Source organism: Psychrobacter sp. KFRI-CH2-11 (assembly GCF_038239325.1).
Lineage (GTDB): Bacteria > Pseudomonadota > Gammaproteobacteria > Pseudomonadales > Moraxellaceae > Psychrobacter > Psychrobacter celer.
Window position 1 is genome coordinate 2,565,438 of sequence record NZ_CP151283.1, and the last position, 13,487, is coordinate 2,578,924.

Below are 13,487 nucleotides of genomic sequence, written 5' to 3' on the forward strand. Positions count from 1 at the left end.
AGCGGCTACCTAGTAACCCCTAATTATACCAAAGCCCGCTGAGGTTATAGCGGCTCAAACGGACTGGCCAGTACTGCATTAAAATTAAGCACCATTAAAATTAAGCGCCACCCATATTAAACAACCATAACGCCAACCCAATAATCAAAATTGCGATAAACACCCATACAAACCAGCCGCCGCTGGATTTTTTCTCTATTTGGCCAGCATTGGCAGGGTTATTGATGGCTTGATCCATGGCGTTATTGCCTTCGGTACCGAGGTCGCGCTCCTGACCGAGATTGGCAGTCCCAGAAAACTGAGCAGTCGCCGCTTGCTTGGCGCGCAGCACTTCAGGATCCGCTTCTTCTTGTAGCGCAGTTTTGGTGGTTTTATCATGCTCGTCTGGCACCGCTTCATCCATTGTCTTATCTGCTGTAGTGGGCGCCTTATGAGTCACTGGCTGTTCTGTGACAGGCTCTATGATGGTCTCTTCTTTGATACCTGCAGATGCAGTCTGCGTCACTGGTGTGTCGTTGACCGGCTCTGTCTGCTCAGCTGCCGATAGCACCTCATCGATACCCGTTTCTTTGATAACGGGCGTTTCAGGGGCTGCTGGCTTTTCAGGCGTGTCCGCGGTGTCAACCACAGGGGTGCTCGCTGCAGCCATTTCGTCAGTTGAGGCTGCTTGCTCTATCGTCTGAGCGGCCTCTTGCGCCCGTACAGGGGCACTGACTTGAAAGCGAAAACTGGCAAAGCCCAAGGTGTCTTCTGCTTGTAGCGGCGTTGACTTATTGCCCTCCAAGCGCTGATCATTGACAAACGTACCGTTGGATGAATCCAAGTCTTTTACGTAGAGCTGACCGTCCAATACGCTAAGCACAGCATGATTACGCGAGACTTGCTTGCTACCTAGCACCACATCATTGTCGCTGCCACGGCCAACAGAGAGGCTATCTGTGACAGTCAATGTCAAATCGCCCAACGCTTCGGTTAGGGCATTGAGACGCCAACTGTCTACGTCTGCGGTGGTATGTGCATTATCTGTATGGTTCATCATGCTATGACTCCTTATTTTTTATGAAATTTTACATGTAATGTATTCAGGTATCTCTCAGATTTGCTCGGTGAGCAGGCAAATGTGCCAGACACATCAGCTATCACTATTTATTCGACAAGCGCGCTGGCAAAAACTGCGGTTTGATAACCCCCTGAAGCTGGCTATAAGGGATGCTCAGCACTGGCATGCCATAAGCATAAGGCCCGATAGAATAGTGCTGATAGCGAATATCGATGCCTTGATCTGTCAATGTGACATTATCACTTAGGGTAAACGGCCAGCTTTTCTCATAGCTAGCAGCCTCCTCATCGACTGTCTTGACCCATTCTTTATAAGCGCTATAGGCTAAGGCTTTAAAGCGAGATTTTTTGTTGGGCTGTAGCATGTCTGCCAGCTGGATTGGTTTTTTGGTTTGTTGATCAAATATTAAGTACTCACTATAGGGCATGCCGTGAGCGCCGCCCGTAAAGACGTATGAGTTTATCTCAAACAACTCAAAATCATTGACGTGACCTAAGTATTCTGGCGTGACCATAAGGCTATAGACAAACACGCTGTCTGCTGGCACCTCCGCAAACTGTGAGGCCACAAATTCATCAAGCGCCTCCTTGACATCGTCAGGCGTTTTTACCACTCGTGCGCCTGACTCGCTAGGTTTGCTATTGACCACTAGTGCATCAATACGGGCGTTGACGATATCATTTATCCAAGCATGGTTGCTTTGTAGATACTGAACCTCTATCGTTGGACAATTGTCACGCTTGGCACACTTATCTTGTAGCGGTTTTGGTAGCTGGTAATCCAAATAGTCACGCTCACTGATTAAGCTGGCAGCAAAGCTTGGCATGGCAAGCGACCCTACCAACACGCCCGTCGCCAGCACACGCCACACGCTTGCTTGCAAAGGTCTTGTCTGCAAAGGCAGCCGCGCCGATATCAGCGAGCGTATGCTATGGGCGCAAGTTACGATAGAACCAGACACGGTGTTCATATAGCCTCTTTTTATACCTATTGTTTTTATCTATCAAGCTTTGAAAATATCAGTTTTTCAAGTGTCAGCTTTTAAAACATTCTAAAACTCAAACTTCTAAAATCGCAGTATGCAACATCAAGCTGCCAAAGCGCTCTGCTTCTCGGCAGGCTTTTATCAATGAAATCTTATAAACTGACACGCTACTTGATATTTTATCGTAACAATACCGATATATTGTAGGAACACTGTTTGTGTTTTTGAGGTGTTAGCGCATGACCTGTGTGCTATGTCAGCCCGTCAGGACAGAGGCAAATAAATAAAAAAGACACGAAAAAATCGCGCCTTTTTATGATTGTCAGTCGCACCGCGTTAGATAGCAAGCGCGGCGCAACAGTGTATATTAGTGCTCGCGGGTATTACTAAATGTCACCTCTGGATAGCGGTCTTGCATGAGCTGCAAATTCACTCGTGAGGGCGCCAAATAGGTCAAATAACCACCGCCATCTATCGATAGCTGATCATGGGCTTTTTTCTTAAACTTCGCCAGCGCCGCTTCATCATCACAATGAATCCAGCGTACCGTCGCGATAGAGACAGGCTCAAAGATACATTGTACCTTGTATTCTTCTTTCAGACGATGGGCCACCACCTCAAACTGCAGGACACCGACCGCGCCCAAAATCAAATCGTTATTGATCTGCGGCATAAATACCTGCGTGGCGCCTTCCTCGCTCAGCTGCTGCAGGCCTTTTTGTAGCGCCTTGGATTTGAGCGGGTCTTTTAATACTACGCGGCGAAACAGCTCAGGGGCAAAATGCGGAATCCCCGTAAAGTTCAACTCCTCGCCTTCGGTGAAGCTATCACCGATAGAGATCGTCCCGTGGTTGTGTAGACCAATAATATCACCCGGATACGCCTCTTCTAATGCTTCACGGTCGCCCGCTAAAAAGGTTAAGGCGTCAGCAATACGCACGTCTTTTCCTAGGCGCACGTGCTTCATTTTCATGCCTTTTTCGTATTTACCTGAGCAGACCCGCAAAAACGCGATGCGGTCACGGTGGCGCGGGTCCATATTGGCTTGAATTTTAAAGACAAAACCACTAAACGCGGTTTCGGTCGCAGCCACTTCGCGCTCATGCGTCGGGTGCGCTTTGGGCGGCGGCGCATACTTCACCAAAGTATCAAGTACCATATTGACACCAAAGTTGCCCAGCGCGGTACCAAATAATACAGGGGTCATCTCGCCTTTTAAAAACGCCGAAACATCGAAGTCTTCGAGCGCCATTTGTACCAGCTCAAGCGACTCCTCAAAAGCATCAAACATCAGCTTGCCCAAACGCTCACGGATATCAGGATAATCATAGCCTTCGCGGGTTTCTGCCACGCTCATATCACCGCCATGGCCTTTTTCGTACAGATAGGTTTTGTTTTCGGCCAGATGATAGACCCCAACAAAATCTTGTCCCATACCGATCGGCCAAGTAACAGGAATGCATTTAATTTTTAAAACGTCTTCGATTTCACTGAGCAGCTCAAGCGGCTCGCGAATCTGACGATCAAGCTTGTTGACAAATGAGATGATGGGGGTGTCGCGCATACGGCAGACTTCCATCAGCTTGATGGTACGCTCTTCGACACCCTTAGCACCATCGACCATCATCAGCGCGCTGTCTACAGCGGTCAGAGTACGATAAGTATCTTCTGAGAAGTCGGCGTGACCTGGGGTGTCTAGTAGATTGACCATATGGTCTTTGTAAGGAAACTGCATGACGGAGGTGGTGATAGAGATACCACGCTCTTGCTCCATGCTCATCCAGTCAGAGGTCGCATGACGGTCAGTTTTGCGGCCTTTGACCTCACCCACTACCTGAATGGCTTGCCCCCACAGGAGCAGCTTTTCGGTCATGGTGGTCTTACCCGCATCAGGGTGCGAGATAATGGCGAAGGTGCGGCGCTTGGCAACTTCTTGATTTAGTTTTTTTGGGTCTACGCTCATAATGTTCGGCTTCAGCAGTTGGGTCATTTAGAGATTAGTCTAAATAAATAGGGTAAATATGAGCGTATTGTAACGGATTTAGCGCCAGGCTGCAGAATTAGCGCATAAAAAAACACGCTCTATGATAGCCCAATAGAGCGTGCGACCTTGGAGGTTACGATGTTTTTGGCCTAAATTATGGGCTTTTTTTAATAATAGCGTTTGATTTCTCGCTCTAAAAAGTCAGCCGCTACGTCGTTGACCAACGTGCAATCGACTACGCCGCTCAGAGGATCATTATTTGAGTCATTAACTCCACTCGCCACATGCTTAGCATTATACACCCGACCTTTATATTCTACACCGTTATAAGTCGCAACGATTTGCTGGTCATCATTATAAGCTTGCACGCTTGCTAAAGGGTATTGTTTATTAAACCCAAGGCTGGCTCTAGTAATCTTCTTGCTATAGTCGTCACCAATTTGATTTTCAATAAACTCTACCCACGAGTCGATGTTTTTATAACCTGTCATACCCTTTTCATTAAAGTAGACAAACTCACGCTCACTGTTTGTCATAGGAATATAGCATTGCGCGTTTTTAGGAAAAGAAACTTTACTGCTTATTCTCGAGTAATTATATAAGTCTGTTAGTACGCCAGCTCGCTTACCTGTGACTTTATCCACACTGTAACTGTCCGCTCTGACACCATATAAATCATACTCTTTATAATCAATAGTAAACATTGATTTATTATTACTGTTTTTCTGGTAAATAGGACGACTAACTATATTACCATCAACACTAATGTCTTTATCGGCTATGGTACCTTCAAATCTATTAGCTAACACTATCGAGCTCTCTAAGTTATCAACGTCAGGCTGGGCAATACCAATAATATTGACTGGCTGTACCTGACGTTCGCCATTTCGGTAAGTTGTATCGATACGCGTAATCGCATTTGACTGACTCTCAAAACTACTCACTGTGATGTTATTATTCCCCGAACCATACACACCATCGTCTTCGCCGCAGCCAACCATCGTCAGCGCCAACACAGACAATACGCTGGGAATCACCATCCGTTTTTTTATAGAGTTGCTCATTAAATATATCCTTGTCATGGTCAGGTCGGTTGCCATTTTTGTCATCTATACTGAGGACCAAACAGCGACATTGGTGTGATTAGTTTACCGTAGTACACTCATTATTTATATATCAACGCTGTTTTGTTGTACGCACACTGTTTGTAAATTTACAAACTTGTCATATATGTTTACGCCTGACTCATTGTGTGCATCAAATAGCTTGCTACCATGGATAAAAACAATACGAGCTTACCAGCTTTTATTCGACGCTCGCACCTACAATCGTATTTATATAAGTCTTTAATACATAAGTTTCTAAATCAATTTTAATACAATAGTCTCTAAATCAATAAAGCTCACCTCGAGCGACAAAACCAACAACAAAGGATGTGTTATGAAAACGTTATATTCTACTAAAGCTACAACCACCGGCGGCCGTGCAGGCTCAGCCAGTCTCGCTGATAGCGATCTGAGTATCAATATGGTACCGCCCGGCTCTGGCAAAGACGGCAATAACCCAGAGCAGCTATTTGCCATGGGTTACAGCGCTTGTTTTGATGGCGCATTAGGCGCGGTCAAACAAATGGAAAAAGCCAAATTTGACTCCACCACCGAAGTAGAAGTGGACCTGATGCAAGGCGAAGGGCACGACTATAAGCTGGCGGCAAAAATCCACGTGATTGGCAAAAACACTGAGCTATCTGCTGATGAGTTCCAAAAGCTGGTCGAAAAAGCCCACCAAGTCTGCCCATACTCAAAAGCCACACGCGGCAATATCGACGTCGAGGTGACATCAGAAGTTCAATAAGTCCTCGGCTACTATAGTGTCACGAAGCATAAAAGGAACGCAGCGAGTCTGGGTTCTTTTTTATTGTCTGACGCTTTTGTTTGTACACATCTTGTATGCATGGCGGCTTTTATTGGTTCGTCTTATTCGTTTGTCATTCATTCGGCAAGAAGGGTTTTTATCGTTATAATGAGGGTATCTTTTTACCTAATGCTTGTTTTTATCCCATATTTTATTACCCAATACCTGCTGCCAAATACTTGATAAGTGACCCTCTATGACTGACAACTCCCACTCGCCCATCAACCCAAACACCCTGCCAAATTTTGCCTGTATGCCCAACGTCGCAACGATGGACACCAGTCATGTGGATAAAGAGCAACCACCTTTTATCTTGGTCGACGGCTCTTACTACCTGTTTCGCACTTATCATGCCTTGCCAAAGACCATGCAAAATTCGCAAGGCCTCATCACCAACGCCATACGCGGTACGTTAAATGCGCTATTAAAGCTGATGCGCCGCTATCACCCCACCCATATGGCGGTGTGCTTTGATACCAAATCACCGACCTTTCGCCATGCGATGTCTGAAGAGTATAAAGCCAATCGCCCCAAAATGGATGTAGAGCTGGCTGAGCAGATTCCGTATATTCATCGCTTGGTTGCCGCGCTTGGGATTCCACTACTGCGTATCGAGGGCGCAGAAGCCGACGACATCATCGGTACGCTGGCCTATCGCGCCGTCGCTGAAGGTCATCACGTGGTCATCTCGACAGGTGACAAAGACATGATGCAGCTGATTAATGACTGCGTGATACTAGAAGACAGTTTTACGGGCAAAATTACTGATGGCGCAGGCGTGGTCGAAAAATTCGGGATTGAGCCGCATCAGATGATCGATTTTTTGACGTTGATGGGCGACTCATCAGATGGCATCAAAGGCGTACCGGGCATCGGCAAAAAAACCGCCAAAGATTTGCTCAATAAATACGGTAATATCGAGGCCATGCTGGCCAATGTCGCCGATATCAAAGGCCGTGCTGGCAAAAATCTGGTCGAGTATGCCGATGACATTCCGTTCAACGCGCAGCTGGCCACTATCGTCACCGATTTAGAGATTGGCCAAGACTGGACCGATCTAAAAATCAATACCGACCCGTGCGCCCATATCGATGAGTTACGCGCTCTGTACACAGAGCTTGAGTTTCGAAACGAGCTGGCCTCGCTTGATCATCCAAACCACCCTGCCAATGGCTCACAAAGCGTGGCGCACGCTCAGGCCGATAGTGAATCACAAGCGCAAATCGCTAAATCCTTACAGTCAAGCACTATCGACAATATCACCGATAGCAAAAGTCGCGATAGCGCATGGCATACGATTTTAGACGCACCTGCTTTTGATAGCTTGGTCAAACGACTAGAAGCCGCGCCGCACTTCGTCATCGATACCGAGACCACCAGGGTCTATTGGCGACAAGCCGAAATCGTCGGCCTGTCTTTTGCACTGCAAGCGCACGAAGCCTACTATGTACCGCTGACCCATAGTTTAGAAGGGGATGAGCTGACCGCCAAGCAGCTGGATCGCGATACGGTATTGGCGCGTTTAAAGCCTATCTTAGAAAACCCAAATATCGGTAAAATCGGCCAGCACCTCAAATACGACGCTCATGTGTTAAGTCATTATGATATCGACTTGATCGGCGCGATTCACGCCAGCCCCAACAACTGGGCGATGGATACCATGCTGGCAAGCTACGTCATCAATGCCGCCATCACTCGCCACGGTATGGATGATCTGGCACGCTACTATCTACAGACGCAAACGATCAGCTTTGAAGATGTCGCGGGTAAAGGCGCCAAACAAGTCACCTTTGATCAGGTGGCCATCGATATCGCCAGCGACTATGCTTGTGAAGATGCCGATATCACTTATCAGCTGTTTGATATCTTTCATAAAAAACTGTCTGATAACGAAAATAATGCCAAATTGCTGCACGAGTTAGAGATTCCAACGGCCGAGATACTGTGCCAAATGGAAGCAAACGGTATCTTAATCAAGCGCTCGTTTTTAAATGAGCTATCAGAGCGGTTTGATGAAGAAATCATCGCGCTCGAAAAACGCGCTTATGAAATTGCTGGAGAAGAATTTAACCTTGGCTCGCCAAAGCAGCTGGGTGAGATGCTGTTTGATAAGCTGGGCATCCCTGGCGGCAAAAAAACCAAGTCAGGCCAATACTCGACTGGCGAAGCGATACTGTCAAAGATTGATCACCCATTGGTCGAGATTGTCCTTGAGTATCGCGGACTGTCTAAGCTTAAAAGCACCTACACCGATGCGCTGGCCAATGTGGCAGACGCCAAAAGCGACCGCGTACATACCAGCTATCATCAGGCATTGACCAGTACCGGACGACTCTCATCGACGGATCCTAACTTACAAAACATCCCAATTCGCACCGCCACCGGCCGCTTGATTCGCCAAGCCTTCATCGCGCCAGCAGGTCGCGTTATCTTAGCAGCGGATTACTCACAGATTGAGCTGCGTCTGATGGCGCATTTCTCAGGCGACAAGAACTTGACGCAAGCCTTTAACGAAGGTCTGGACATTCACGCAGCCACCGCAGCAGAAGTGCTAGGTAAAGAAGTCGCTGATGTCACCCCGACCGAGCGCCGCAATGCCAAAGCCATTAACTTTGGTCTACTCTACGGCATGAGCGCCTTTGGCCTTGCCAAACAGCTACAGATGAGCCGCGGTGAGGCGCAAGAATATATCGACATGTATTTTGAGCGCTATCCTGGTGTCAAAAACTATATGATCAACACGCGAGCCAGCGCTTATGAGCAAGGCTATGTCGAGACGATATTGGGCCGTAAGCTCTACACGCCCGATATCACTCATAGTAACCGCATGGTCAAGCAAGGCGCTGAGCGAGCCGCGATCAACGCGCCACTACAAGGCTCTGCCGCTGACATCATCAAACTTGCCATGATTGCTGTCGATAAGGTATTGCCCAAAGACCAAGCCAAAATGCTGCTGCAAGTCCATGATGAGTTGGTATTTGAAGTTGATAGCGATAAGGTCGATGAAATTAGTCAGCTTATCACCGATGCGATGCAAGATGTGTTAACGACCACTGCAGCTGAAAAAGGCTGGCAAGTCGACTTTGCCGTACCATTGCTGGTAGAAACAGATAGTGGTGCTAATTGGGACGAGGCGCATTAATCGCCCAAAAACAGATATCGCACCAGCTACGATAAGCACTATCGAATCAACTATATAGTAGATCCTAAATAAAAAGAGTACAGCTGATATAACGTGCTACTGTACTCATTTTATGGCGGATTGACTATAGCATCTATTACTATTGACCCCTAAAAGGGCTGAGCGGCCTGCTTGGCCTATTTTTGATTTGTTATTTGCTATCTTATATTTGTCACAATAGTTATCGCCGCCCTATAACCACATAGCGATGCGCGCGACCGCATACGCCTTGTCAACTGTTGGGAAATCGGTCAATATGACATGATTATTTTTCAATTTTTGCTTACAGGCGACTATCTGTCATTATGAGACCTTCAAGCCTTACCACACCGACTCGTCATACTTTGACTTATACCGCTTTAGCTGCGCTGAGCCTGTGCACGCCAGCGTTGGCTGATTATAGCGCCGCCATACCAGCAAAGCATCAAAACACCGCCCACTCTTCATCCAGTCCTCAGATCGGTGATGTCCATAAAACAGACACAGCCTATCAGCAGCTGGGCTATCAAGCGCGCTCACCATTTGCCGCGCCGCAGCCCATTGAGTCCTCAGTAAAATGGGGCTGGGCCGATGAGCGGCGACAAGACGCAAAAGCGCAGCTAGACGAATGGGCACACGAAATGGACGGGTGGTTTGGTGAGCCTGACCCAAAAGCGCCTGCTACCGCGAGCCTACGGCTGGTGCTAGACACGCGCTGGGCCAATAACCCAATATCAGGCAGTGATGTGAACGTCGAGCCTCGGGTTCGTGGACGTCTACGCTTACCAGTTTTAGAGCGCCGCCTAAGCTTGATTATCGGTGATGAAGACTTGGATGACGATGATTTTTTACGACAAAGCGCGACAGGAGCGGCTTATCAGGCCAGTACCGAAAGCTCTGATAGATTAATTAATAGTAAAAAGACTCGTGAAGACAACGCCTCTATTGCGCTGCGCTGGTCACGCTTCAACGATGAGATCGAGGAGCAATTGGGCGTCAAAACAGATGTCGATGTCGGCGTACGCTCACTTGATGATCTGTATGTCAAAGTCAGTGTCGATCGAGACTGGTATCAAAACGAGAAGCTACAAGTAACCACCGATAGTTTTTATCGTTATGGCCTCGATAGCGAACACTACGCCAAAGGCGGACTTACCTTGCGGTATGGCGCTGATCCAGCACGCTTTCTTAACAACCGTACTACCGTGCGCTACCGCAATCAAGACAGCAGGGAGGACACCGACTGGAGCCATGATCTAAGACAAGTCCATCAGCTCGGTGAAGAAAAGCAGCTGGCCTATGGTATTTCGACCAGTGGTTATTTTGATAAAAACAAATCACTGCTCAATAGCTATGGCCCAGCCATCACTTACCGTCAGCCGATTTGGCGGGAGTGGCTCTACGTGCAGACAGAGCTAAACTATTATAATGACAAAACAGAAAACAAAGACCACTACCCATCAGCGCTATTACGCATGGAGGCACTGTTTTAGCTCGCGATAGCCCTTTATTGTCTCGCTTGGCAGCCGGCACGAGACAAATAATATGTTGCCATCTATGAAACAGTGTTGACTATTTTGTAAATATTAACAATCCCTTATGACCAATTAGTTATGTTTCATAATGCCATTTATGGATAATCAAGCGTATAATAACGCTGTATTCTATTTTATATCTTTATTTTTCTATTACTTGTGATTGGAAGTGAGCCTTAGCGCTCGCTTTTTTTATTGCAAAATCTGGAGTCCTTATTTTGATTACAGATGGTCTTATCGAAGCCCCTGGCATTATTATATTGTTTGCTTGCTGGATACGCTGTCTACAGTATTTTCGGCGCAGTCATAGCAAAAAAACTGAAGCGTTTTGGTTGGCGGCAGTGTTGGTGTTTTTTGCGGTCATACGCCGCGAGCTAAACTACTTACCCGATCTTTTTATCCCAGCTGATTTTTTATTGCTAAGCCAGCCCTATGACTGGTGGGAAGATTGTGTGCTAACCGTCGTTTACCTGATGATTGTTGGGCTGCTGGCTTACTCATGGCGCTATCTTTTGGCAGTATTAAAGCGTGTGCCCATATCGTTATATGTGACGGTAGCGGTACTGGCACTACTAGAATACATGGGCGAAAACATGATTGGCATACCTGAAGCCCTTGGTGTGGTGATCGAGGAGCTGTCAGAAACCGCCATCTATGCCATTGCCTTAATATACCTATGGCGCTTTACGTTAAGCGACTATGACTGTCAATCAGCGCGCGCAGACTTATCGCACTCTCACGCGGTGTCGCATTCAGCGTAGATATCTGATATAACCTTGGCCAAAGCCGCCGTGCCCGCGCCGCCTATCAATACTTGCCGCCAGATTTGCTATACTGGATCAACGCCCGAGCGCACATATCTCTGATATCCACTTGCTCTCGGCTTATCCATTACTGCTAGGGCGTGTCCTCATTTTGACAAGGGCTACAAACAGTAACATAAATTCTATCTAAATCTATTTATAATTACTTACTATGAATAGATTATTAAGCATAAAACAAGCAGCTAACCAGTTAGGCGTTTCCGTTTCAACCCTGCGAAAATGGGATGAGACAGGGGTGCTTGTAGCTCAAAGAACACCAAAAGGTCATCGTAGATACGACTTATCTAAAATAAACCCAAACCTGACTCGTAATAAGGTGGAACAACAACGCAAAACCATAGCTTATGCTCGTGTATCAAGTCATGACCAAAAGCCAGACTTGCAGCGTCAAATTGAGATGCTTGAGCTGTACTGCTCTGCTCAAGGCTGGTCATTCGAGGTGATTAGCGATTTGGGTAGTGGTATGAACTATCATAAAAAAGGCTTAAAGCGCTTACTTGACGATATCTTAGACAACAAGATAGATAGGCTGGTGCTAACTCATAAAGATAGGTTACTGCGCTTTGGTGCGGAGCTTGTATTTGCTTTATGTGAAGCTCGTCAAGTCGAAGTGGTTATTATCAATCAGGGCGAGAACTTATCGTTTGAGGAAGAGTTAGCACAAGACGTACTTGAGATTATCACCGTGTTTTCAGCAAGACTTTACGGGTCACGTAGCAAGAAAAACAAAAAACTCATTGAAGCAGTTAAGGCGAGTTTAGAATGATACGAGGTCATGTTGTTGAGCTTAATCCAAACAACAAGCAAGCAACTTATTTCGCTAAAGCTTGTGGTGTTGCTCGTCTTGCCTATAACTGGGCGTTAGCTCAGTGGCAACGACAGTATGCTCAAGATAAAGCCTATCGTGATGCTTGTCATATTATGGGTATTGACGTTGATGAAAGCAAATTACTAAAGCCTACCCAAGGCAAACTGCGCAAACAATTAAACGCCATTAAGCGTGATAAGTACCCGTTTATGCTTGAGGTAACGAAGTGCGCCCCACAGCTCGCTATTATGCAACTAGGTGATGCCTATAAGCGCTTCTTTAAGGGCGAGGCTAAGTATCCACAGTTTCGTAAAAAAGGCATTAACGATAGGTTTAGTCTATCCAATGACCAGTTCGCTGTAAAAGGCAAGCAGATTCGCATACCAAATCTAGGTTGGGTTCGTATGCGTGAAGAGCTGCGTTTTGTCGGTAAAATGCTCTCAGCTAAAGTCTTTAGCAGAGGTGGGAGATGGTTTGTCTCTATTGCTGTTGAAATAGCGGATGCTATAACCCTTGCTAAAAAGACAGGTAAACAAACTGGTATAGATTTAGGTATTGCCAACTTAATCACCTTGTCAGACGGTAGTAAAGTTAAAGCACCCAACCCACTTAAGGCGAAACTCAAGAAACTTAAAAGGCTTAGTCGCCAATTAAGTCGTAAACAAAAAGGCAGTAATAATCGTGCTAAAGCGAAAGCCAAGCTATCACGATTGCATCTGCAAATTAGTAATATCCGTAAGGATGCACTACATAAGCTTACTACTGGTTTAGTGAGTGAGTATGATGTTGTTGCGATTGAAAACCTAAACACTAAAGGCATGATGCAGAACCGCAAATTAAGTCGTGCGATTAGTGATTTAGGTTTTTATGAGTTTAAGCGTCAGCTTGTTTATAAGGCTAATCAATACGGTAAAACCGTCAAAGAGTTAGATAGATGGTTTCCATCATCTAAAACTTGTTCTAATTGCGGTCACTTGCTAACCAAAGACGAATTACCACTATCAGTTAGACGATGGCAGTGTCCGTCTTGTCAGCAAGCAAATGATAGAGATATCAACGCCAGTATCAATATATTGCAACATGCTGATAAAGTTTTAACCCATCACTGATGGGTTAGCAAAAGCGGTGAGTTCCACCGTGTTAGCCTGTGGAGATGATATAAGACCTGCGTGTAACCACAAAGGCAAACATCTATGAAGCAGGAAGAAAATACTAAA

Annotated in this window: 10 protein-coding genes; 6 read left to right on the forward strand and 4 right to left on the reverse strand. The window is 46.3% G+C overall.

Going from position 1 to position 13,487, the window contains the following annotated elements; translation table 11 throughout:
- Nucleotides 1-100 precede the first annotated feature (100 nt).
- From AADH33_RS10645 to AADH33_RS10660, 4 genes are all read right to left on the reverse strand, one after another.
- Complete coding sequence (locus AADH33_RS10645; RefSeq protein WP_348548852.1) at nucleotides 101-1,039, reverse strand: FHA domain-containing protein; 939 nt, start codon at nucleotides 1,037-1,039, stop codon at nucleotides 101-103.
- A 103-nt stretch (nucleotides 1,040-1,142) separates the two neighbouring features.
- Nucleotides 1,143-2,030 carry an RsiV family protein gene (locus AADH33_RS10650; protein ID WP_348548853.1) on the reverse strand — a complete coding sequence of 296 codons (888 nt, stop codon included), beginning with the start codon at nucleotides 2,028-2,030 and terminating at the stop codon, nucleotides 1,143-1,145.
- Nucleotides 2,031-2,412: 382 nt separating this feature from the next.
- Nucleotides 2,413-4,008, reverse strand: coding sequence for a peptide chain release factor 3 (locus AADH33_RS10655; RefSeq protein ID WP_348548854.1), 1,596 nt, complete (start codon nucleotides 4,006-4,008; stop codon nucleotides 2,413-2,415).
- Between the two features lie 188 nt (nucleotides 4,009-4,196).
- Nucleotides 4,197-5,129, reverse strand: a complete 933-nt coding sequence (locus AADH33_RS10660; protein WP_348548855.1) for a hypothetical protein — start codon at nucleotides 5,127-5,129, stop codon at nucleotides 4,197-4,199.
- Between the two features lie 340 nt (nucleotides 5,130-5,469).
- Between AADH33_RS10660 and AADH33_RS10665 the strand changes: the two genes are divergently transcribed.
- The 6 genes from AADH33_RS10665 to AADH33_RS10690 all read left to right on the forward strand — a co-directional run bounded on the left by AADH33_RS10665 (nucleotide 5,470) and on the right by AADH33_RS10690 (nucleotide 13,379).
- Nucleotides 5,470-5,883, forward strand: a complete 414-nt coding sequence (locus AADH33_RS10665; RefSeq protein ID WP_105244849.1) for an organic hydroperoxide resistance protein — start codon at nucleotides 5,470-5,472, stop codon at nucleotides 5,881-5,883.
- 256 nt (nucleotides 5,884-6,139) lie between these two features.
- Nucleotides 6,140-9,085, forward strand: a complete 2,946-nt coding sequence (polA, locus tag AADH33_RS10670) for a DNA polymerase I (RefSeq protein ID WP_348548856.1) — start codon at nucleotides 6,140-6,142, stop codon at nucleotides 9,083-9,085.
- A 344-nt stretch (nucleotides 9,086-9,429) separates the two neighbouring features.
- Nucleotides 9,430-10,596, forward strand: a complete 1,167-nt coding sequence (locus AADH33_RS10675; protein WP_348548857.1) for a hypothetical protein — start codon at nucleotides 9,430-9,432, stop codon at nucleotides 10,594-10,596.
- A 260-nt stretch (nucleotides 10,597-10,856) separates the two neighbouring features.
- Entirely contained in the window at nucleotides 10,857-11,399 is a 543-nt protein-coding gene (locus tag AADH33_RS10680; protein ID WP_348548858.1) for a hypothetical protein, read from the forward strand.
- Between the two features lie 214 nt (nucleotides 11,400-11,613).
- On the forward strand, nucleotides 11,614-12,228 hold the full coding sequence (locus AADH33_RS10685) for an IS607 family transposase (protein ID WP_348548859.1): 615 nt from the start codon (nucleotides 11,614-11,616) through the stop codon (nucleotides 12,226-12,228).
- The gene (locus AADH33_RS10690) at nucleotides 12,225-13,379 is read left to right on the forward strand and encodes an RNA-guided endonuclease InsQ/TnpB family protein (RefSeq protein WP_348548860.1); all 1,155 of its coding nucleotides are present in this window, start codon (nucleotides 12,225-12,227) and stop codon (nucleotides 13,377-13,379) included. The genes AADH33_RS10685 and AADH33_RS10690 overlap by 4 nt, the downstream gene beginning before the upstream one ends.
- Nucleotides 13,380-13,487: the final 108 nt, after the last annotated feature.

Bases quoted from the DNA above. Each gene is read 5' to 3' on its own strand.
- AADH33_RS10645 (WP_348548852.1), bottom strand. From the start codon at position 1,039: ATGATGAACCATACAGATAATGCACATACCACCGCAGACGTAGACAGT.
- AADH33_RS10650 (WP_348548853.1), bottom strand. From the start codon at position 2,030: ATGAACACCGTGTCTGGTTCTATCGTAACTTGCGCCCATAGCATACGC.
- AADH33_RS10655 (WP_348548854.1), bottom strand. From the start codon at position 4,008: ATGAGCGTAGACCCAAAAAAACTAAATCAAGAAGTTGCCAAGCGCCGC.
- AADH33_RS10660 (WP_348548855.1), bottom strand. From the start codon at position 5,129: ATGGCAACCGACCTGACCATGACAAGGATATATTTAATGAGCAACTCT.
- AADH33_RS10665 (WP_105244849.1), top strand. From the start codon at position 5,470: ATGAAAACGTTATATTCTACTAAAGCTACAACCACCGGCGGCCGTGCA.
- polA (WP_348548856.1), top strand. From the start codon at position 6,140: ATGACTGACAACTCCCACTCGCCCATCAACCCAAACACCCTGCCAAAT.
- AADH33_RS10675 (WP_348548857.1), top strand. From the start codon at position 9,430: ATGAGACCTTCAAGCCTTACCACACCGACTCGTCATACTTTGACTTAT.
- AADH33_RS10685 (WP_348548859.1), top strand. From the start codon at position 11,614: ATGAATAGATTATTAAGCATAAAACAAGCAGCTAACCAGTTAGGCGTT.
- AADH33_RS10690 (WP_348548860.1), top strand. From the start codon at position 12,225: ATGATACGAGGTCATGTTGTTGAGCTTAATCCAAACAACAAGCAAGCA.